Raw genomic sequence first — 16,549 nt, forward strand, 5'->3', positions numbered from 1 at the left:
TCTGGCCAAAGCGTCAGGACGCGGCGCCTATTTCTGGCGCGGGCCGCGCATCCGGTGAATGGTTTCGCGCACGCGCGCCCAGTCCCTGGCTTCGTCGAGCTTGCCGCGGGCCTCGCACTCACGCATCTTTTCGGACACTTCGAGAATGGCCTTGGCGCCATGTGCGGACACAAGGCGGCTGGCGTAGTCGGTGACTTGAATGGCGTCCATGGGTTACCTCCAGATACCGTACAGACTCAGGTGAGGGAGGGCAGAATACCACATTTCGGCGAGTTTGCGACGATCAGCTCCAATTGTAATTGAAGCTGATGGAAATCCTGTGATCTTCCGAGGTGTTCATCGGCACTTCATGGCGCAGCCAGCTCTCCCAGAGCAGAACTTCGCCGACCTCGGGCGATTCGTAGACAAAGGTGCGCAAGTCCTCGCGCGCTTCCTTGCGCCGGGGCGGGGCCGCCATCATCCGGGCCGAGCGCGGATCCTCGAGCTTGAGCGCGCTGGCGCCCTCGGGCATCGAGACATAGGTCGTGCCGGAAATCACCGAATGCGGGTGCAGGTGCGACGAATGGAAACCGCCCTCGGGTAGGATGTTGATCCAGAGGTCCTCGAGCTTGAGCTGGCGTTCGTCGAGGTTGAATTCCAGATCCTCGGCAAAGGCCGCCACATGGGCATCCAGCGATGTCACCAGATCGGCAAAGATCGGAAACCGCCAGGGCAGGTCGCTGAGCGAGGCATAGGAGGTGTAGCCGGGATAATCATTGGCCTCGCACCATTCCTGACCGGCCTCGTCATCCTCGGCAATCGAGAGACAGGAGGCTTCCAGTTGGCCGGCGTCGATGGCCGGGTCCTGCTCTGACAGGGCGGCGCGATAGAGGCGGGTGACGAAGAGCGATCGGATATGTGCCATGCCCTCCGATTAGCGCGTGTCGCGCCGGGATGCGAGAGGTTTGAGCGCGCGCCGTCGCAGGTTTGACACAACTGGGAGTCTAGAATATCAGGTTGAGAATGCCCCCAGCCGAGGTCCTGCCCATGTCCCTGAACGATCCCGATCGTCTGTTTCCGGTCAACGACAGCCTGCGGGGGCTTTGCCGCGCGCTTTACGGCAGCGTCAAGGATCTGCCGATCATCAGCCCGCATGGCCATTGCGACCCGCGCTGGTTTGCCGAGAACACCCGCTTTCCCAATCCGGCCGAGCTCTTCGTGGTGCCCGATCACTATGTCTTCCGGATGCTGGTGAGCCAGGGCGTGACGCTGAGCGATCTGGGGGTGCCGCGCACCGACGGTGGCCCGGTCGAGACCGACCCGCGCCGTATCTGGCGGCGGTTTGCCGAGAATTTCCACCTGTTTCGCGGCACGCCGTCGTCGATGTGGCTGGATCATTCATTCGAGCATGTCTTCGGCCTCGACGTGCCGCTGAGCAGTGAGACCGCCGACCTCTATTACGATCATATCGAGGCGCGGCTGGGCGAGCCCGAGTTCCTGCCCCGCGCGCTTTTCGAGCGGTTCAATATCGAGGCGCTGGCGACGACCGAAGGCGCGCTGGACGATCTGCGCTGGCACAGGATGATCGCCGAGAGCGGCTGGCAGGACCGGATCGTCACCACCTATCGCCCCGACGCGGTGGTCGATCCCGAGTTCGAGGGCTTTGCCGACAACCTCGTGGCGCTGGGCGAAATGACCGGCGAGGACACCGGCACCTGGGCCGGCTATCTCGCTGCGCACCGGGCGCGCCGGGGCTATTTCAAGGCGCAGGGCGCCACCGCCTCGGACCACGGCCACCCCTCGGCGCAGACCGCCGATCTCGCGCCCGCCGAGGCCGAGGCGCTGTTTGACAAGGTGTCGCGCGGTGAGGCCACGGCGCAGGAGGCCGAAACCTTCCGTGGCCAGATGCTGACCGAGATGGCGCGGATGAGCCTCGAGGACGGGCTGGTGATGCAGATCCACCCCGGCAGCCGCCGCAACCACAGCGCCGGGATCTTCGCCCAGTACGGCCGCGACAAGGGCTTCGACATCCCCGGCCGCACCGATTACGTCGCAGCGCTCAAGCCGCTGCTGGATGCCGTGGGCATGGAGCCCGACCTCACCATCATCCTCTTCACCCTCGACGAGACCGCCTATGGCCGCGAACTGGCGCCGCTGGCCGGCGCCTATCCGGCGCTGCGGCTGGGGCCGCCCTGGTGGTTCTTCGACAGCTACGAAGGCATCAAGCGCTTCCGCGAGGCCACCACCGAGACCTGCGGCTTCTACAACACCGCCGGTTTCAACGACGACACCCGGGCCTTCTGTTCGATCCCGGCGCGCCACGACGTCGCCCGCCGCTCGGACTGTGCCTACCTGGCCGGGCTGGTCGGCACCGGCCGGCTGCGCGAGGCCGAGGCCTTCGAACTGGCCCACGACCTGACCTATCGCCTGGCCAAGGACGCCTACAATCTCTGATCTGAAAGGACGATCATGACTTCCGCCGAAACCCGCTATGCCATCGATCCCGAGACCGCCAAGGGCTTTGACACAGACAAGCTGCGCGAGCATTTCCATGTCGGCGGGCTGTTTGCCGACGGCGAGATCAAGCTGGTCTATTCGCATTACGACCGGCTGATCCTCGGCTCGGTGGTGCCCGAAGGCGAAGCGCTGACGCTCGATCATGTGCCCGAGACCGGCACGCCGTCCTTTCTCGACCGGCGCGAGATGGGCATTCTGAACCTCGGCAACAGCGGCGAAGTCAGCGTCGGTGGCGAAAGCTATAATCTGGGCCGTGGAGAGGTGCTCTACATCGGCATGGGCGCGGGCGGGGTCACTTTCAGCGGCGGGCGGTTCTACGTGCTCTCGGCGCCGGCACACCGCAGCTGCCCGACCAAGCTGATCCGCCTGGAAGATGCCCGCCGCGTCGAGATGGGCGCGCGCCAGACCGCCAACGAGCGGGTGATCATCCAGTTCCTGCACCCCGAGGTTTGCGACAGCTGCCAGCTGCTGATGGGCTATACCCAGTTCGCCCCCGGCTCGGTCTGGAACACCATGCCGGCCCATACCCATGATCGGCGGATGGAGGCCTACCTTTATTTCGACGTGCCGCAGGACGCGCGGATCTTCCACTTCATGGGCACGCCTGACGAGACCCGGCATATCGTCATGAGCAACGAAGAGGCGGTGATCTCTCCGCCCTGGTCGATCCACTGCGGCGCTGGCACGGCATCCTACACCTTCTGCTGGGCGATGGCCGGCGACAACGTCGATTTCACCGACATGGACATGATCCCGATGGAGGACCTGCGATGAGCGGCGCCTTCACGCTCTTCGGCAAACGCGCGCTGGTCACCGGGGCCAATACCGGCATCGGCCAGGCGATTGCCTTGGGACTTGCCGAGGCGGGCGCCCATGTGGTGGCCGCCGGTCGGTCGTCCTGCGACGAGACGGTGTCGATGATTGCCGACGCCGGCGGCTCGGGCGAGGAGATGACGCTTGATCTGTCCGACGTCACCGCCGCCGCCGCGCGGCTGGGCGAGGCGGGCGCGCTGGATATTCTGGTCAACAACGCCGGCATCATCCGCCGCGCAGATTCGGTGGACTATACCGAGGCCGACTGGGACGACGTGATGGACGTGAACCTCAAGGCGGTCTTCCTGATGTGCCAGGCCTTCGGCAAGGCGGCCATCGCGCGGGGGCAGGGCGGGCGGATCGTCAACATCGCGTCGCTGCTGAGCTTTCAGGGCGGCATCCGCGTGCCGGCCTATACCGCCTCGAAGCACGGGGTAGTGGGGCTGACCAAGCTGCTGGCCAACGAATGGTCGGCGCACAACATCAACGTCAACGCCGTGGCGCCGGGCTATATCGCCACCAACAACACCGCCGCCCTGCGCGAAGACCCCAAGCGCTCGGCCGAGATCCTCGGGCGCATCCCGGCGGGCCGTTGGGGCGATCCGGCGGATATCGCGGGCGCCGTGGCGTTCCTCTGCATGCCGGCGTCGAACTACGTCACCGGTGCAGTGTTGAACGTCGACGGCGGCTGGCTGGCGCGCTAAGCGCCTCTCACCACGAAAACACCTGTCCTCCGCGCGAAAGCGCCGGAGGGCAAAGTCGTGTCCTGCGCATGCGCGCCGGGGAGGGCGCTGTCACATCATTTTCGGGGTGGTAAATGGTGCTGCTGGAGAGAATTGAACTCTCGACCTCTCCCTTACCAAGGGAGTGCTCTACCTCTGAGCTACAGCAGCGCCGGTGTGCCTTGGCGAAGCGCCTCGGCTGGTGTGGCGGGTGATTAGACGCAAACGCGCAGCAGTGCAAGGGCAATCTGGACCCTTTTTTGCACTTGCGATACCACGGGGCCATGACCCGTGATAGCGACACCAAAACACCCGGCAAAAAGCCCCGCCCAGACGACCGCGATGCGCGGCTCAAGGCGGCATTGAAAGCGAATCTGGGGCGCAGAAAGGCGCAGGCCCGGGCCAGGGCGGCGCAGGACGACGTTTCAGACGACAAGACCAATAAAAAGGACGGATAGAGGCATGGATTCGATTATCGTGACGGGCAACGGCCCGTTGAAGGGGCAGATCCCCATTGCCGGCGCCAAGAATGCCTGCCTGACGCTGATGCCGGCGACGCTGTTGAGCGAAGAACCGCTCACCCTGACCAATGCGCCGCGGCTGTCTGACATCAAGACGATGACCACGCTGCTGCAGTCGCTAGGCGCCGAGGTGTCGCAGTTGCAGGACGGTCAGGTGATCGCCATGTCGAGCCACGATCTCGACAATCACACCGCGCATTACGACATCGTGCGCAAGATGCGCGCCTCGAACCTCGTACTCGGCCCGATGCTGGCGCGGCTGGGGCAGGCGATAGTCTCGCTGCCCGGCGGTTGCGCCATCGGTGCCCGGCCGATGGACCTGCACATCACCGCGCTCGAGGCGCTGGGCGCCGAGATCGAGCTGAAGGACGGCTACCTGCATGCCAAGGCCAAGGGCGGCGGGCTCAAGGGTGCAGTGCACGAGCTGCGCTTTGCCTCGGTCGGTGCGACCGAGAACTTCGTGATGGCGGCGACGCTGGCCAAGGGCACTTCGGTGCTCAAGAACGCCGCGCGCGAGCCCGAGATCGTCGACCTGGTGCGCTGCCTGCAGAAGATGGGCGCGCAGATCGACGGTGAAGGCACCGATACCATCACCATCCAGGGTGTCGACCGGCTGCACGGCGCCACCCACCCGGTGGTGACCGACCGGATCGAGCTGGGCACCTACATGATCGCCCCGGCGATTGCAGGTGGCGAGGTCGAATGCCTCGGCGGCAAGCTGGAACTGGTGCAGGCCTTTGCCGAAAAGCTGGACGCCGCGGGCATCTCGGTGGAAGAGACCGACAAGGGCCTCAAGGTCGCGCGCCGCAATGGCCGGGTCCGGGCGGTGGACGTCAAGACCGAGGTCTTCCCCGGTTTCCCCACCGACCTGCAGGCCCAGATGATGGCCCTGATGTGCACCGCCGAGGGCACCGCGACACTTGACGAGACGATCTTCGAGAACAGGTTCATGCATGCGCCCGAGCTAAGCCGCATGGGCGCCGAGATCGAGGTGCACGGCGGCCAGGCCAAGGTGCACGGGGTCGAGCGGCTCAAGGGCGCGCCGGTGATGGCCACCGATCTGCGCGCCTCGGTGTCGCTGATCCTGGCCGGGCTGGCGGCCGAGGGCGAGACCCGGGTCAGCCGCGTCTACCACCTTGATCGAGGGTACGAGAACGTGGTCAGCAAGCTGCGCAGCGTGGGGGCCAAAATCGAGCGGGTAAAGGAAGAATGAGCCGCGACGCCACATTCGAAGAAGGCCGCGAGACACCGCTTTATCTCGCGGCGCTTGACCTCGAGGACCTGCAGGTGCTGTCGGCGCTGTCGCAGGATGCGGTCTTTCCGATCACCGAGATGCGCTGGCAGGCGCGGGCGCGCCGCTTTGCCCTGCTGCTCAACCGTTTCCGCTGGGAGGACCTGCCCGCCGCCGAGCGTCACAAGCGCACGCCCGAGCGGGTGCAGACGCTCTTGGTGATCGACAATGTGCTCAAGGTTTCGAGCCAGGGCATCGACCGCAGCGACAAGGACCTGATCCTGTCGCTGCTCGCCGTCACCTTTACCCCCGGCGAGGACGGCATGGGCGAGGTGCTATTGACGCTGGCCGGTGATGGCGCGCTCCGGCTCGAGGTCGAGGCGCTGGAGGTCACGCTCAAGGATGTCACCCGGCCCTATGTCGCGCCCTCGCGCAAGGTGCCGAAGCACCCCGAGTAAGGCGCGTCAGCGTCCCACAGCCAGGTAAACTCCGGGGTCCGGGGGCCCAAGTCCCCGACCGCCCCGCCCAATTCCCGCGCACCAGCCCGGGCGGAGCCGCAATGCCCGACGATTTCGAGATCTTCCTCGCCTGCCCGCCGGGGCTCGAGCCCATGTTGCGCGACGAGGCCCGCGAGGCGGGCTTTGCCGCGCCCGCTTGCACCCCCGGCGGGGTCACCCTGCGCGGCGGCTGGCCCGAGGTCTGGCGCGCCAATCTGGTGCTGCGCGGCGCCAGCCGGGTGCTGGCACGGATCGGTGAATTCCGCGCCATGCATCTGGCGCAGCTCGACAAGCGGGCGCGCAAGATCGACTGGCCGGCGGTGCTGCGCCGCGACATGCCGGTCAAGGTCGAGGCGACCTGCCGCAAGTCCAAGATCTATCATGCCAAGGCCGCCACCCAGCGGGTCGAAGGCGCGCTCGAGGCGGCGGGCATTCCGCTGAGCCCCGAGGCCGCGCTGGTGCTGCGGGTGCGGATCGAGGACGATCTCTGCACCTTCAGCGTCGATACCTCTGGCGAGCTGCTGCACAAGCGCGGCTTCAAGACCGGCACCGGCAAGGCCCCGATGCGCGAGACGCTGGCGGCGCTGTTCCTGCGGTCGGCTGGTTATGACGGCAGGATGCCGGTGGTCGACCCGATGTGCGGCTCCGGCACCTTCGTGATCGAGGCGGCGGAAATGGCCATGGGCCTCGCCCCCGGGCGCGGCCGCAGCTTTGCCTTCGAACGGCTGGCCAGCTTCGACGCCGAGGCTTGGGAGGCGCTGCGCGCCGCGCAGAGCTCGCAGGCGACCGCGCTGACATTCCACGGCTCCGACCGCAATGAAGGCGCGATTGCCAATGCCCGCGAAAACGCCCTGCGCGCCGGGGTCGAGGACATCACTGTCTTTACCCATCACGCGATCAGCGACCTGACCCCGCCGGACGGGCCCAAGGGTCTGGTCATCGCCAACCCGCCTTATGGCGGCAGGATCGGCAACAAGAAGCTGCTTTACGGGCTTTACGGCAGCTTCGGCACGGTGCTGAAAGAGCGCTTTGCCGGCTGGCGCGTCGGCGTCGTCACCAGCGAAGCCGGGCTGGCCCGCGCCATGGGCATCAAGACCGATCCCGGCCCGGTGATCGATCACGGCGGCATCCGCGTCCGTCTGTACCAAGGCCGCATTGTCGGCTGATTTTCCACGGAGACATTCTCATGAGCAAGATTCTCGCCATCGGCAATTACAACGACGCAGAGCGCAAGGCGCTCGAGGCGCAGTTCGACTGCCTTGTGCTGGCGCGCGAAGACGAAGTCGCTGGCCTGCCGCAGGAGGTTCGCGAAACGGTCACGGCGGTCGGCTACAAGGGGCATCACGGCTTTGGCGCCGAACAGATGGACCTGCTGCCGACCCTCGGCCTGATCGCGAACTACGGTGTCGGCTATGATGCCATCGACACAAGGACCGCCAGCGCCCGCGGCATCAAGGTGACCAACACCCCCGATGTGCTTAACGACGATGTGGCCGATCTGGCCATTGCGCTCTGGCTGATGCAGGGGCGCGAGCTGGAGCAGGCCGCCACCTGGACCCGCGCCGGCAACTGGGCCAGCGGCGGGACCTACGGTCTCGCGCGCAAGCTCAGCGGTGGCAAGGTGGGGGTGGTGGGCCTCGGCCGGATCGGGCGCGAGATCGCCGATCGGCTGGCGGCCTTCAAATGCGAGGTGCACTACCATTCGCGGTCGGAGAAGGAGACCCCGGGCTGGACCTATCACGCCGATCCGGTGGATCTGGCCGCGGCGGTGGATGTGCTCTTCGTCGCGCTGGTCGGCGGGCCGGAAACCGAAGGCTATGTCTCGAAAGAGGTGATCGCGGCGCTGGGGTCGCGTGGCGTGATCGTCAATATCTCGCGCGGGTCTACGGTGGACGAGGCAGCGATGCTGGATGCTCTGGAGGCGGGCGAACTGGCCGGGGCGGGGCTCGATGTCTTCGTGAACGAGCCTGATATCGATCCGCGGTTCTTCGATCTGCCCAACGTGGTGATCCAGCCGCACGTCGGCTCGGCCACGGTCGAGACCCGCGCCGCCATGGCAGCGCTGCAGCGCGACAACCTTCAGGCCTTTCTCACCGGCGCCGATCTGCTGACGCCGGTCAACTGAGGCAAGGTCGCGGCGGCCTCAATGGCCGCCGTGAGCTTTCATGCGAACTTGCCGCTGTCGAAGATTTCCGGCACCAGCGCGCCGGGGGCCTGGATCACCTGACCCGCCAGCGCCATGGCGCGGGTGGCGGCGGCTTCGAGGTCATGACCGGTGGCCAGCGAGGCCAGAAGCCCGGCGGCAAAGCTGTCGCCGGCGGCGGTGGTGTCCACCGGCGAGACCTTCTGCGGCTGCAGGGTGACGATGCCGGTCTCTTCGGTCCAGAGCGTCAGCGGCCCGCCGCCATCCTTGACCGCGATCAGCCGCGCGCCGCCGTCGCGGTAGCGTTTCACCGTGTCCTCGGGCGTGGCATCCCCGAAGAGCGCGGTTTCCTCGTCGAACGACGGCAGCACCACATCGGCCACCGAAGCGCCCAAAGTGAGCCCCTCGCGCATGGCGTCCTCGGAGCCCCAGAGCTTGGGCCGCAGGTTGGTGTCAAAGGCCACCTGCGCGCCGGCCTTGCGCGCCTTGGTCAGCACGTCGCAGAAGGTCTGGCGTTGTTCCGGCGGCAGGATCGCCAGGGTGATGCCCGAGAAGTGGAGGATGTCGCGGTCCTTGGTGATCTCTTCCAGCCATGTGGGGTCTTCGGCCATCGCCCGCGCTGCCGACTGGCCGCGCCAGTAGGAGAAGCTGCGCTCGCCATCCTCGACCGAGATCATGTAGAGCCCGACGGTCCGGTCCGGCAGCCGCCGCATGGCGCTGGTGTCGACGCCGTGGCTTTCCATGTAGGCCGCCATCTCGTTCGAGATCGCGTCGTCGCCGATGCATGAGCCGTAGCCCACGGTCCAGCTCGCGGGCAGCAGCCGGCGGGCATACCAGGCGGTGTTGAAGGTGTCGCCGGCAAAGCCGCGGCGGCATTTGCCGTTCTCAAGCGGCCCGATCTCGACCATGCATTCACCAAGCGCGAGGAAATCGGCCATCAGATCCGCCCTCCCGGTGCCGCAAAAGGGGTCGGTGCTGCGCAGGGCGCGAGATCTGGGGTGGTCACGGTGTCGTCCTCATGTGTCTGAAAGGCCCGCGACGCGCGGGCGGGTCGGAACTGGTATGCCAGTTCATACGTCAAGGCGGGCCAAAGGTACAGGTCCCTGCGCAACTGTCTTTCCCTTGGGTCAGGTGGTGTAGGGCAGGGGCCCGAAGCGGCGGCTTGAACCTCCCGCGATTTGGTATACCATTTCGCCGGCAGAGGCCAAGGGCCGGGGCGGGAGGCCCCAGTGAGGAGACGGAAATCATGTCATTGTTCGATCTGACCGGCCGCCGGGCGCTGGTTACCGGGGCATCGCAGGGCATCGGCCGGGCCTTGGCGCAGGGGCTGGCCGAGGCCGGCGCGCGGCTGGTGATCAACGGCCGCGACAGGGCGCGGCTGGAGCGCGCGGCCGAGGCCCTGCGCGCGCGGGGCGCCGAGGTCGACACCCTGGCCTTTGACGTCACCGACGCCGAGGCCGCCCGCGCGGCGATCGACGGCTACGAGGCCGACACTGGCGCCATCGACATCCTGATCAACAACGCCGGCATGCAGCATCGCGGCCCGCTCGAGGAATTCCCGGTCGAGGCCTTCGACCGGCTGATGCGCACCAATGTGAACGCCGCCTTTTACGTCAGTCAGGCCGCCGCACGGCACATGATCGAACGCAAGAGCGGCTGGATCGTCAACGTCGCCTCGGTGCAATCGGCGCTGGCCCGGCCCGGGATCGCGCCCTACACCGCCAGCAAGGGCGCGATTGCCAGCCTGACCAAGGGCATGGCTACCGACTGGGCGCGCCACGGGCTGAAATGCAACGCCATCGCGCCGGGCTATTTCGACACACCGCTGAATGCGGCGCTGACCGCTGACCCTGCCTTCTGCGACTGGCTGGCGGCGCGCACCCCCGCCGGGCGCTGGGGCCGGGTCGAGGAACTGGTGGGCGCGGCGGTCTTTCTGTCGTCGGACGCGGCGAGCTTCGTCAACGGCCACGTGCTCTATGTCGACGGCGGCATCACCGCGAGCCTGTGAGCGGCGCGCGCCCTGAGAGAATTGACGTTACGGCCGCGGGGTGCCATGCGGCTGGGGACACAAGCGACACCACGACTGGAGACAGGTCATGACCGACACACGTGCGAACAAGCAATTCCGGTCGCAGGAATGGTTTGACAACCCCAACAACCCGGGGATGACCGCGCTTTATATCGAGCGCTACCAGAACCAGGAATACACCCGAGAGGAGCTTCAGGGCGGCAAGCCGGTGATTGGTATCGCCAACACCGGCAGCGACCTTGCGCCCTGCAACAAGATCCACGTCTTCCTGATGGATCGGATCAAGGCCGGCATCCGCGCCGCCGGCGGCATCCCGATGGAATTCCCGGTGCATCCGATCCAGGAGACCGGCAAGCGCCCGACCGCCGCGCTTGATCGCAACCTGGCCTACCTGAGCCTCGTCGAGGTGCTGCATGGCTATCCGATCGACGGCGTGGTGCTGACCACCGGCTGCGACAAGACCACACCGGCGATGCTGATGGGCGCGGCCACGGTCGACCTGCCGGCGATTGCGCTCAATGGCGGGCCGATGCTCGATGGCTGGTGGAAGGGCAAGCGCGCCGGATCGGGCACCATCGTCTGGGAGAGCCGGCGTCTCCTGGCCGAGGGCAAGATCGACTATGACGAGTTCATGAGCCGGGTCTGTTCCTCTGCGCCGTCGCTCGGCCATTGCAACACCATGGGCACCGCGAGCACGATGAACGCCATGGCCGAGGCGCTGGGCATGACCCTGACCGGCAGTTCGGCCATTCCCGCGCCCTTCCGCGAGCGGATGGCGATGGCCTATGAGACCGGAAAGCATATCGTGCGGATGACCTATGACGATCTGAAGCCGTCAGACATCCTGACCCGTGAGGCGTTCGAGAATGCCATCGTCGTCAATGCCGCCATCGGTGGCAGCACCAATGCCCCGCCGCACCTGCAGGCCATCGCGCGTCATGCAGGGGTCGAACTGAACGTCAAGGACTGGGAGACGGTGGGTTTCGACGTGCCGCTGCTGCTCAACATGCAGCCGGCGGGCGAATATCTGGGCGAGAGCTTCTTCCGCGCCGGCGGGGTGCCGGCGGTGATGGGCGAGCTGCTCAAGGCCGGGCGCATCCATGCCCAGGTGATGACCGCCACCGGCAATTCCATGGGCGCCAACCTCGCTGGTGTGGAAAGCGCCGATACCGACGTGATCCGCACCTACGACCAGCCGCTGCGCGAGAATGCCGGGTTCAAGGTGCTCTCGGGCAACCTGTTCGATTCCGCCCTGATGAAGACCAGCGTGATCTCGGAAGAGTTCCGCCGCCGCTTCCTGTCGGAGCCGGGGCAGGAGGGCATCTTCGAGGCGCGGGCCGTGGTCTTCGAGGGGCCCGAGGATTACCACGACCGGATCAACGATGCCTCGCTCGACATCGACGAGCGCACGATCCTCTTTATCCGCAACGTCGGCTGCGTCGGCTATCCCGGCTCGGCCGAGGTGGTGAACATGCAGCCGCCCGACGCGCTGATCAAGCAGGGCGTGACGCATCTGCCGACGGTGGGCGATGGCCGACAATCGGGCACGTCCGAGAGCCCGTCGATCCTCAATGCCTCGCCCGAGTCGGTGGTCGGCGGCGGTCTTGCGCTGCTCGAGACCGGCGACAGGGTGCGGCTCGACCTCGATGCCTCGCGGATGGAGGCGCTGGTCGACGCGGCCGAATGGCAGGCGCGGCGCGAGGCCTGGCAGCCGCCGGAGATCCGAAGCCAGACCCCCTGGCAGGAGATCTACCGCAAGCACGTCGGCCAGCTGGCCGAGGGCGGCTGCCTGGAACTGGCCACCGCCTATCAGAAGATCCGCCACGACCTGCCGCGCGACAACCACTAGGGAGCCTGCCATGCCGTCCATCATCATCACCGGCGGTGGCGCCGGCATCGGCCGCGCCTGCGCCGAGACCTTTGCCGAGGCCGGTTGGCAGGTCGCCGTGATCGGCCGCCGGCCCGAGCCGCTGGAAGCGCTCGCAGCGCGCTTTGACGGGCTGCTGGCGCTGCCCTGCGACGTGACGGACGAGGCCGCGGTCGACGCGGCCTTTGACGCGGCGCAGGCGGACTGGGGGCGGATCGACGTGCTCTTCAACAACGCCGGCGTCTCGGCGCTGGGCGCGGTGATTGACGAATTCCCCGTGGCCGACTGGAAGCGCTGCATCGACATCAACCTGACCGGCAGTTTCCTCTGCGCCAGGGCGGCCTTTGCCCGGATGAAGGCGCAGGACCCGCAGGGCGGCCGGATCATCAACAATGGTTCGGTCTCGGCGCATGTGCCGCGCTGGGGGTCTGCCCCCTATACCGCCTCGAAACACGCGATCACCGGGCTGACCCGGTCGATCTCGCTCGATGGGCGGCCCTACAACATCGCCTGCGGCCAGATCGACATCGGCAATGCGCTGACCGAGATGGCCGAGAAGATGACAAAAGGCGTGCCGCAGGCCGATGGCGAGATCGCGGTGGAGCCGGTGATGGACGTGGCGCATGTCGCCTCATCCGTGCTGCACATGGCGACGCTGCCGCTCGCGGCCAACGTGCAGTTCATGACGGTGATGGCCAGCGCCATGCCCTATATCGGCCGCGGCTGAACGGAAGGCGGGCCGCATGGGGGTGGCAGGGTGATGGGGGCAGAGAGCCGGGCCGAGCAGATCGCCGCGCGGATGCGGCGCGACATCCTGCTGGGCGATCTCGCCCCCGGTGCCGCCATCAAGGAGCGCGACAGCGCCCGGGCCATGGGCGTCAGCCGCACGCCCATGCGCGAGGCGATCCGCATTCTGGCCAAGGAAGGTCTGGTGACGCTCCGCCCCGCGCGCAGCCCGATCGTGGCGCAGCCGACGCTGGAAGAGGTCAGCGATGCCATCGAGGTGCTGACCGCTTTGGAGCTTCTGTCGATCCGGCTGGCCTGCGACCGGGCCAGCGATGCCGAGATTGCCGCGATCCGCCAGATCGAGCGGCATTTGGCCGAAGCCTTTCCCCGGCTTGACCCGGTGGCGCGCTTCGAGCGTGACATGGCATTTCACCGCGCCATCGTGGCGGCGTCGCAGAATGCCATGCTGGCCGAGACCCATGGCGCCTATCTCGCCCGGCTCTGGCGGGCGCGTTACCTGGCGACGCTGGCACCGGGGGCGGGCGGCGGCATACTGACCATGCATGCCGAGATCGCCACGCACCTCGAGGCCCGCGATGCCGAGGCGGCGCAGCGCTGCCTTTCGGCGCATCTCGCGCCGCTCAAGGCCAATGTGGCCGAGTATTTCCAATCGACCGAGGCGGCCCCGGCCGTCGCGGCGGCCCGCCAGAACTGACGGCGGGTGCCCCTTTCAACCCCTGACACAAGGATGATGTGAGATGAAACTCCTGCGATATGGCGAGATCGGCGCCGAAAAGACCGGCCTGCTCGATGCGGATGGCAATGTCCGTGACCTGAGCGCGCATCTGCCGGACCTCTCCGGCGCGGCGCTGGGCCGGCTGGACGAGTTGCGCGACATCGACCCGGCAAGCCTGCCGCTGGTCGAAAATCCCGGCCGCATCGGCGCCTGCCTCGCCTCGGTGCCCAACTTCTTCTGCGTCGGTCTGAACTATGCGCTGCACGCCAAGGAATCCGGCCTCGACGCCCCCAGCGAGCCGGTGCTGTTTTCCAAGGCCACTTCCGCGTTGTCGGGCCCCTTCGATCCCGTGATCATCCCCCGCGGCTCGGAGAAGGCCGATTGGGAGGTCGAACTGGGCGTGGTGATCGGCCGCGAGGCGCTCTACGTCTCGGAAGAGGACGCGCTGGACTACGTGGCGGGCTATTGCACCGTCAACGACGTGTCCGAGCGGGCCTTCCAGATCGAGCGGCTGGGTCAGTGGATCAAGGGCAAGTCCGCCCCCACCTTTGCGCCCATCGGCCCCTGGCTGGTGACCGCCGACGAGGTGCCGGACCCGCAGGCGCTGGACGTGAGCCTGTCGCTCAACAACGAGACGGTGCAATCCTCGAACACCTCTGACATGATCTTCTCGGTGCGCGAGATTGTGTCCTACATGAGCCAGTTCATGAAGCTGATGCCCGGCGACATCATCGCCACCGGCACCCCGGCCGGCGTCGGCATGGGGATGAAGCCGCAGCGCTTCCTGCGGCCCGGCGATGTCATGGAAGTGACGGTCGAGGGGCTGGGCAGCCAGCGGCAGGAGGCCGTGGCCGCCGAGTGAATGAAAAGGGGCGCTCGCTGAGCGCCCCTTTTTCTGTCCGGTTACTTGCCGAGCTGGCCGCAGACGTAGCGGACCGCGGCGGCATAACCTTCGATCCCCAGCCCGGCGATCACCCCGTCGGCGCGAAGCGACACATAGGAATGATGGCGAAAGCTCTCGCGCTTGTGGACGTTGGAGATATGCACTTCGACCACCGGCCCTTCAAAGGTGTGCAGCGCATCGAGGATCGCGACCGAGGTATGGGTAAAGGCCGCCGGGTTGATGACGATTGCCGCCGCCTTGTCCCGCGCCTCGTGAATCCAGTCGATGATCTGGCCTTCGTGGTTCGATTGTTCCAGCCGGATGTCGAACCCCTCGCTCGCCGCCGCCTCGCAGAGCGCCGTGACATCCTCCAGCGTGGCAGAGCCGTAGATCTCGGGCTGGCGCTTGCCCAGCAGGTTCAGATTGGGGCCGTTGAGTACAAAGATCGTCTGCATGGGGGCATCCTGAGCTGTCGTTTTCCCCTGTCTAGCGATGGCGGCCCGGGAATTCCACGACCACCTGATCTTTGCTTGACCAGGGGGCAGGGGGAGTGGGATCAAACCGACAGACCGACAGGCCGGGTTTGCCCCGGCCCCCGATACGACAGGAAAGAGAGCCGGAAATGACCACGCAGACATATGACACCAGGGCCTGTGAACTGGGCGAGGGGCCGCTCTGGCACCCGGAGCGGCAGCAGCTCTTCTGGTTCGACATCCTCGGGAAGCAGCTGCTCAGCCGCGATGGTGACACGCCGCTGGCCTGGGAGTTCGACGAATATGTCTCGGCCGCGGGCTGGATCGACCGGGACACGCTGATGGTGGCCTCCCAGACCGCGCTTTTGCGTTTCGACATCGCCAGCGGCGATCACGAGGTGATCACCCCGCTCGAGGCCGACAATTCGGTGACCCGCTCCAACGATGGCCGCGCCGATCCCGCCGGCGGCTTCTGGATCGGCACCATGGGGATCGATGCCGAACCGGGGGCCGGGGCGATCCACCGGTACTACAAAGGCGCGCTCGAGGTGCTCTATCCCGGGATCACCGTCTCCAACTCGATCTGTTTCGCGCCGGATGGCACGCAGGCCTATTACACCGACACCCGGACCCACCAGATCATGGTGCAACCGCTCGACGCCGAGGGCTGGCCCGACGGCGCGCCCGAGGTGCTGATCGATCTGCGGGAAGAGGGGCTCAACCCCGACGGCTCGGTGGTCGACAGCGAAGGCGGGCTCTGGAATGCGCAATGGGGCGCGGGCCGGGTGGCGCGCTACCTGCCCGACGGCAGTTTCGACCGTGCGGTGGCGGTTCCGGGACTCCAGGCCACCTGTCCGGCCTTCGGCGGCGCCGATCTGCGCACCATGTATGTCACCAGCGCCGCGGTGGGGCTGTCCGGGCCCGATTCAGCGCAGGGCTGCACCTTTTCGACCCTGCCAGGGGTGGTCGGGCAGGCTGAATCGCAGGTGATTTTGGCCTGAATCGCCGCAAACGAGTCGGAATCACCGGTGAAAATCGGCGATTCCGGCGCCTGATCCGGTGGGGGAGGGCACGGGTGGCGAGAAATATGCCGAAAAATTCATCACCTAACTATCTGTTATCGCGCCACTTTCATGTCTTTCTCGCAAAAATTCTGATTATCCGGAAAAAACCGCTTGCGGGTTTGGGTGGGTAGTCCTAAAAGCCCCTTCACCGGCGGCGCTGAGGCGCACGACGGGACGCCAGACGGGGCGGCGGCGAGGTCGAGAGGCTGAGTTGGCGCAGACGAGGTGGAGAAAATCAGAGGGAATGACGGGCGGGCGCGCCAAGAAGTTAGGGCGCATCCGGTTGGTTTTTGTCTCTACGCTGTTTGACATTGCTAATATCTGAAGAGATATGTGGGCGGTTTGGTT

18 protein-coding genes and 1 tRNA gene are annotated in these 16,549 nt (G+C 66.5%); 14 read left to right on the forward strand and 5 right to left on the reverse strand.

The features are described 5' to 3' along the window. Positions 1-27 precede the first annotated feature (27 nt). Both ACN0SE_RS17440 and ACN0SE_RS17445 read right to left on the reverse strand, forming a co-directional pair. The gene (locus ACN0SE_RS17440; protein ID WP_417525809.1) at positions 28-210 is read right to left on the reverse strand and encodes a hypothetical protein; all 183 of its coding nucleotides are present in this window, start codon (positions 208-210) and stop codon (positions 28-30) included. A gap of 73 nt (positions 211-283) precedes the next feature. Continuing rightward, entirely contained in the window at positions 284-904 is a 621-nt protein-coding gene (locus ACN0SE_RS17445; protein ID WP_417525810.1) for a TIGR02466 family protein, read from the reverse strand. Between the two features lie 122 nt (positions 905-1,026). Here ACN0SE_RS17445 and uxaC point away from each other — a divergent pair, with 122 nt between their 5' ends. Genes uxaC through kduD form a run of 3 tightly spaced genes read left to right on the forward strand, consistent with a single transcriptional unit; the run spans position 1,027 to position 4,013 of the window. Next, positions 1,027-2,433, forward strand: a complete 1,407-nt coding sequence (uxaC, locus tag ACN0SE_RS17450) for a glucuronate isomerase (RefSeq protein ID WP_417525826.1) — start codon at positions 1,027-1,029, stop codon at positions 2,431-2,433. Between the two features lie 15 nt (positions 2,434-2,448). Further along, positions 2,449-3,270: a 5-dehydro-4-deoxy-D-glucuronate isomerase gene (gene kduI, locus ACN0SE_RS17455; RefSeq protein ID WP_417525811.1), complete on the forward strand. Its 822-nt coding sequence runs from the start codon at positions 2,449-2,451 to the stop codon at positions 3,268-3,270. Then, entirely contained in the window at positions 3,267-4,013 is a 747-nt protein-coding gene (gene kduD / locus ACN0SE_RS17460) for a 2-dehydro-3-deoxy-D-gluconate 5-dehydrogenase KduD (protein WP_417525812.1), read from the forward strand. Before kduI ends, kduD begins: the two co-directional genes overlap by 4 nt. A 114-nt stretch (positions 4,014-4,127) precedes the next feature. Here the strand turns inward: kduD and ACN0SE_RS17465 are convergent. Beyond that, positions 4,128-4,202, reverse strand: a tRNA-Thr gene (locus tag ACN0SE_RS17465). A gap of 113 nt (positions 4,203-4,315) precedes the next feature. Between ACN0SE_RS17465 and ACN0SE_RS17470 the strand changes: the two genes are divergently transcribed. From ACN0SE_RS17470 to ACN0SE_RS17490, 5 genes are all read left to right on the forward strand, one after another. Next, positions 4,316-4,489, forward strand: coding sequence for a hypothetical protein (locus tag ACN0SE_RS17470; protein ID WP_417525813.1), 174 nt, complete (start codon positions 4,316-4,318; stop codon positions 4,487-4,489). Between the two features lie 4 nt (positions 4,490-4,493). Further along, complete coding sequence (gene murA / locus ACN0SE_RS17475) at positions 4,494-5,765, forward strand: UDP-N-acetylglucosamine 1-carboxyvinyltransferase (RefSeq protein WP_417525814.1); 1,272 nt, start codon at positions 4,494-4,496, stop codon at positions 5,763-5,765. Next, positions 5,762-6,241 carry a DUF2948 family protein gene (locus ACN0SE_RS17480; protein ID WP_417525815.1) on the forward strand — a complete coding sequence of 160 codons (480 nt, stop codon included), beginning with the start codon at positions 5,762-5,764 and terminating at the stop codon, positions 6,239-6,241. The genes murA and ACN0SE_RS17480 overlap by 4 nt, the downstream gene beginning before the upstream one ends. Positions 6,242-6,342: 101 nt before the next feature. Beyond that, positions 6,343-7,446: a THUMP domain-containing class I SAM-dependent RNA methyltransferase gene (locus tag ACN0SE_RS17485; RefSeq protein ID WP_417525816.1), complete on the forward strand. Its 1,104-nt coding sequence runs from the start codon at positions 6,343-6,345 to the stop codon at positions 7,444-7,446. A gap of 20 nt (positions 7,447-7,466) precedes the next feature. Then, the gene (locus ACN0SE_RS17490; protein ID WP_417525817.1) at positions 7,467-8,405 is read left to right on the forward strand and encodes a 2-hydroxyacid dehydrogenase; all 939 of its coding nucleotides are present in this window, start codon (positions 7,467-7,469) and stop codon (positions 8,403-8,405) included. Positions 8,406-8,443: 38 nt separating this feature from the next. Here ACN0SE_RS17490 and ACN0SE_RS17495 read toward each other — a convergent pair whose 3' ends face one another. Beyond that, positions 8,444-9,361, reverse strand: coding sequence for a sugar kinase (locus ACN0SE_RS17495; RefSeq protein WP_417525818.1), 918 nt, complete (start codon positions 9,359-9,361; stop codon positions 8,444-8,446). Between the two features lie 308 nt (positions 9,362-9,669). Here ACN0SE_RS17495 and ACN0SE_RS17500 point away from each other — a divergent pair, with 308 nt between their 5' ends. The 5 genes from ACN0SE_RS17500 (at position 9,670) to ACN0SE_RS17520 (ending at position 14,643) form a co-directional block, all read left to right on the forward strand. Beyond that, on the forward strand, positions 9,670-10,431 hold the full coding sequence (locus ACN0SE_RS17500; protein WP_417525819.1) for an SDR family oxidoreductase: 762 nt from the start codon (positions 9,670-9,672) through the stop codon (positions 10,429-10,431). Between the two features lie 88 nt (positions 10,432-10,519). Next, positions 10,520-12,301, forward strand: a complete 1,782-nt coding sequence (locus ACN0SE_RS17505; protein ID WP_417525820.1) for an IlvD/Edd family dehydratase — start codon at positions 10,520-10,522, stop codon at positions 12,299-12,301. Positions 12,302-12,311: 10 nt separating this feature from the next. Beyond that, the gene (locus ACN0SE_RS17510) at positions 12,312-13,046 is read left to right on the forward strand and encodes an SDR family oxidoreductase (RefSeq protein ID WP_417525821.1); all 735 of its coding nucleotides are present in this window, start codon (positions 12,312-12,314) and stop codon (positions 13,044-13,046) included. 33 nt (positions 13,047-13,079) lie between these two features. Next, positions 13,080-13,760, forward strand: a complete 681-nt coding sequence (locus ACN0SE_RS17515) for a GntR family transcriptional regulator (protein WP_417525822.1) — start codon at positions 13,080-13,082, stop codon at positions 13,758-13,760. Positions 13,761-13,803: 43 nt separating this feature from the next. Next, positions 13,804-14,643 carry a fumarylacetoacetate hydrolase family protein gene (locus tag ACN0SE_RS17520; protein WP_417525823.1) on the forward strand — a complete coding sequence of 280 codons (840 nt, stop codon included), beginning with the start codon at positions 13,804-13,806 and terminating at the stop codon, positions 14,641-14,643. A 41-nt stretch (positions 14,644-14,684) separates the two neighbouring features. On the opposite strand, the gene aroQ is transcribed toward ACN0SE_RS17520, so the two are convergent. Next, on the reverse strand, positions 14,685-15,119 hold the full coding sequence (gene aroQ / locus ACN0SE_RS17525) for a type II 3-dehydroquinate dehydratase (RefSeq protein WP_417525824.1): 435 nt from the start codon (positions 15,117-15,119) through the stop codon (positions 14,685-14,687). Between the two features lie 167 nt (positions 15,120-15,286). Between aroQ and ACN0SE_RS17530 the strand changes: the two genes are divergently transcribed. Further along, the gene (locus ACN0SE_RS17530) at positions 15,287-16,138 is read left to right on the forward strand and encodes an SMP-30/gluconolactonase/LRE family protein (RefSeq protein ID WP_417525825.1); all 852 of its coding nucleotides are present in this window, start codon (positions 15,287-15,289) and stop codon (positions 16,136-16,138) included. Positions 16,139-16,549: the final 411 nt, after the last annotated feature.

Source organism: Marinovum sp. (genome assembly GCF_048263515.1).
Taxonomy (GTDB): Bacteria; Pseudomonadota; Alphaproteobacteria; order Rhodobacterales; family Rhodobacteraceae; genus Marinovum.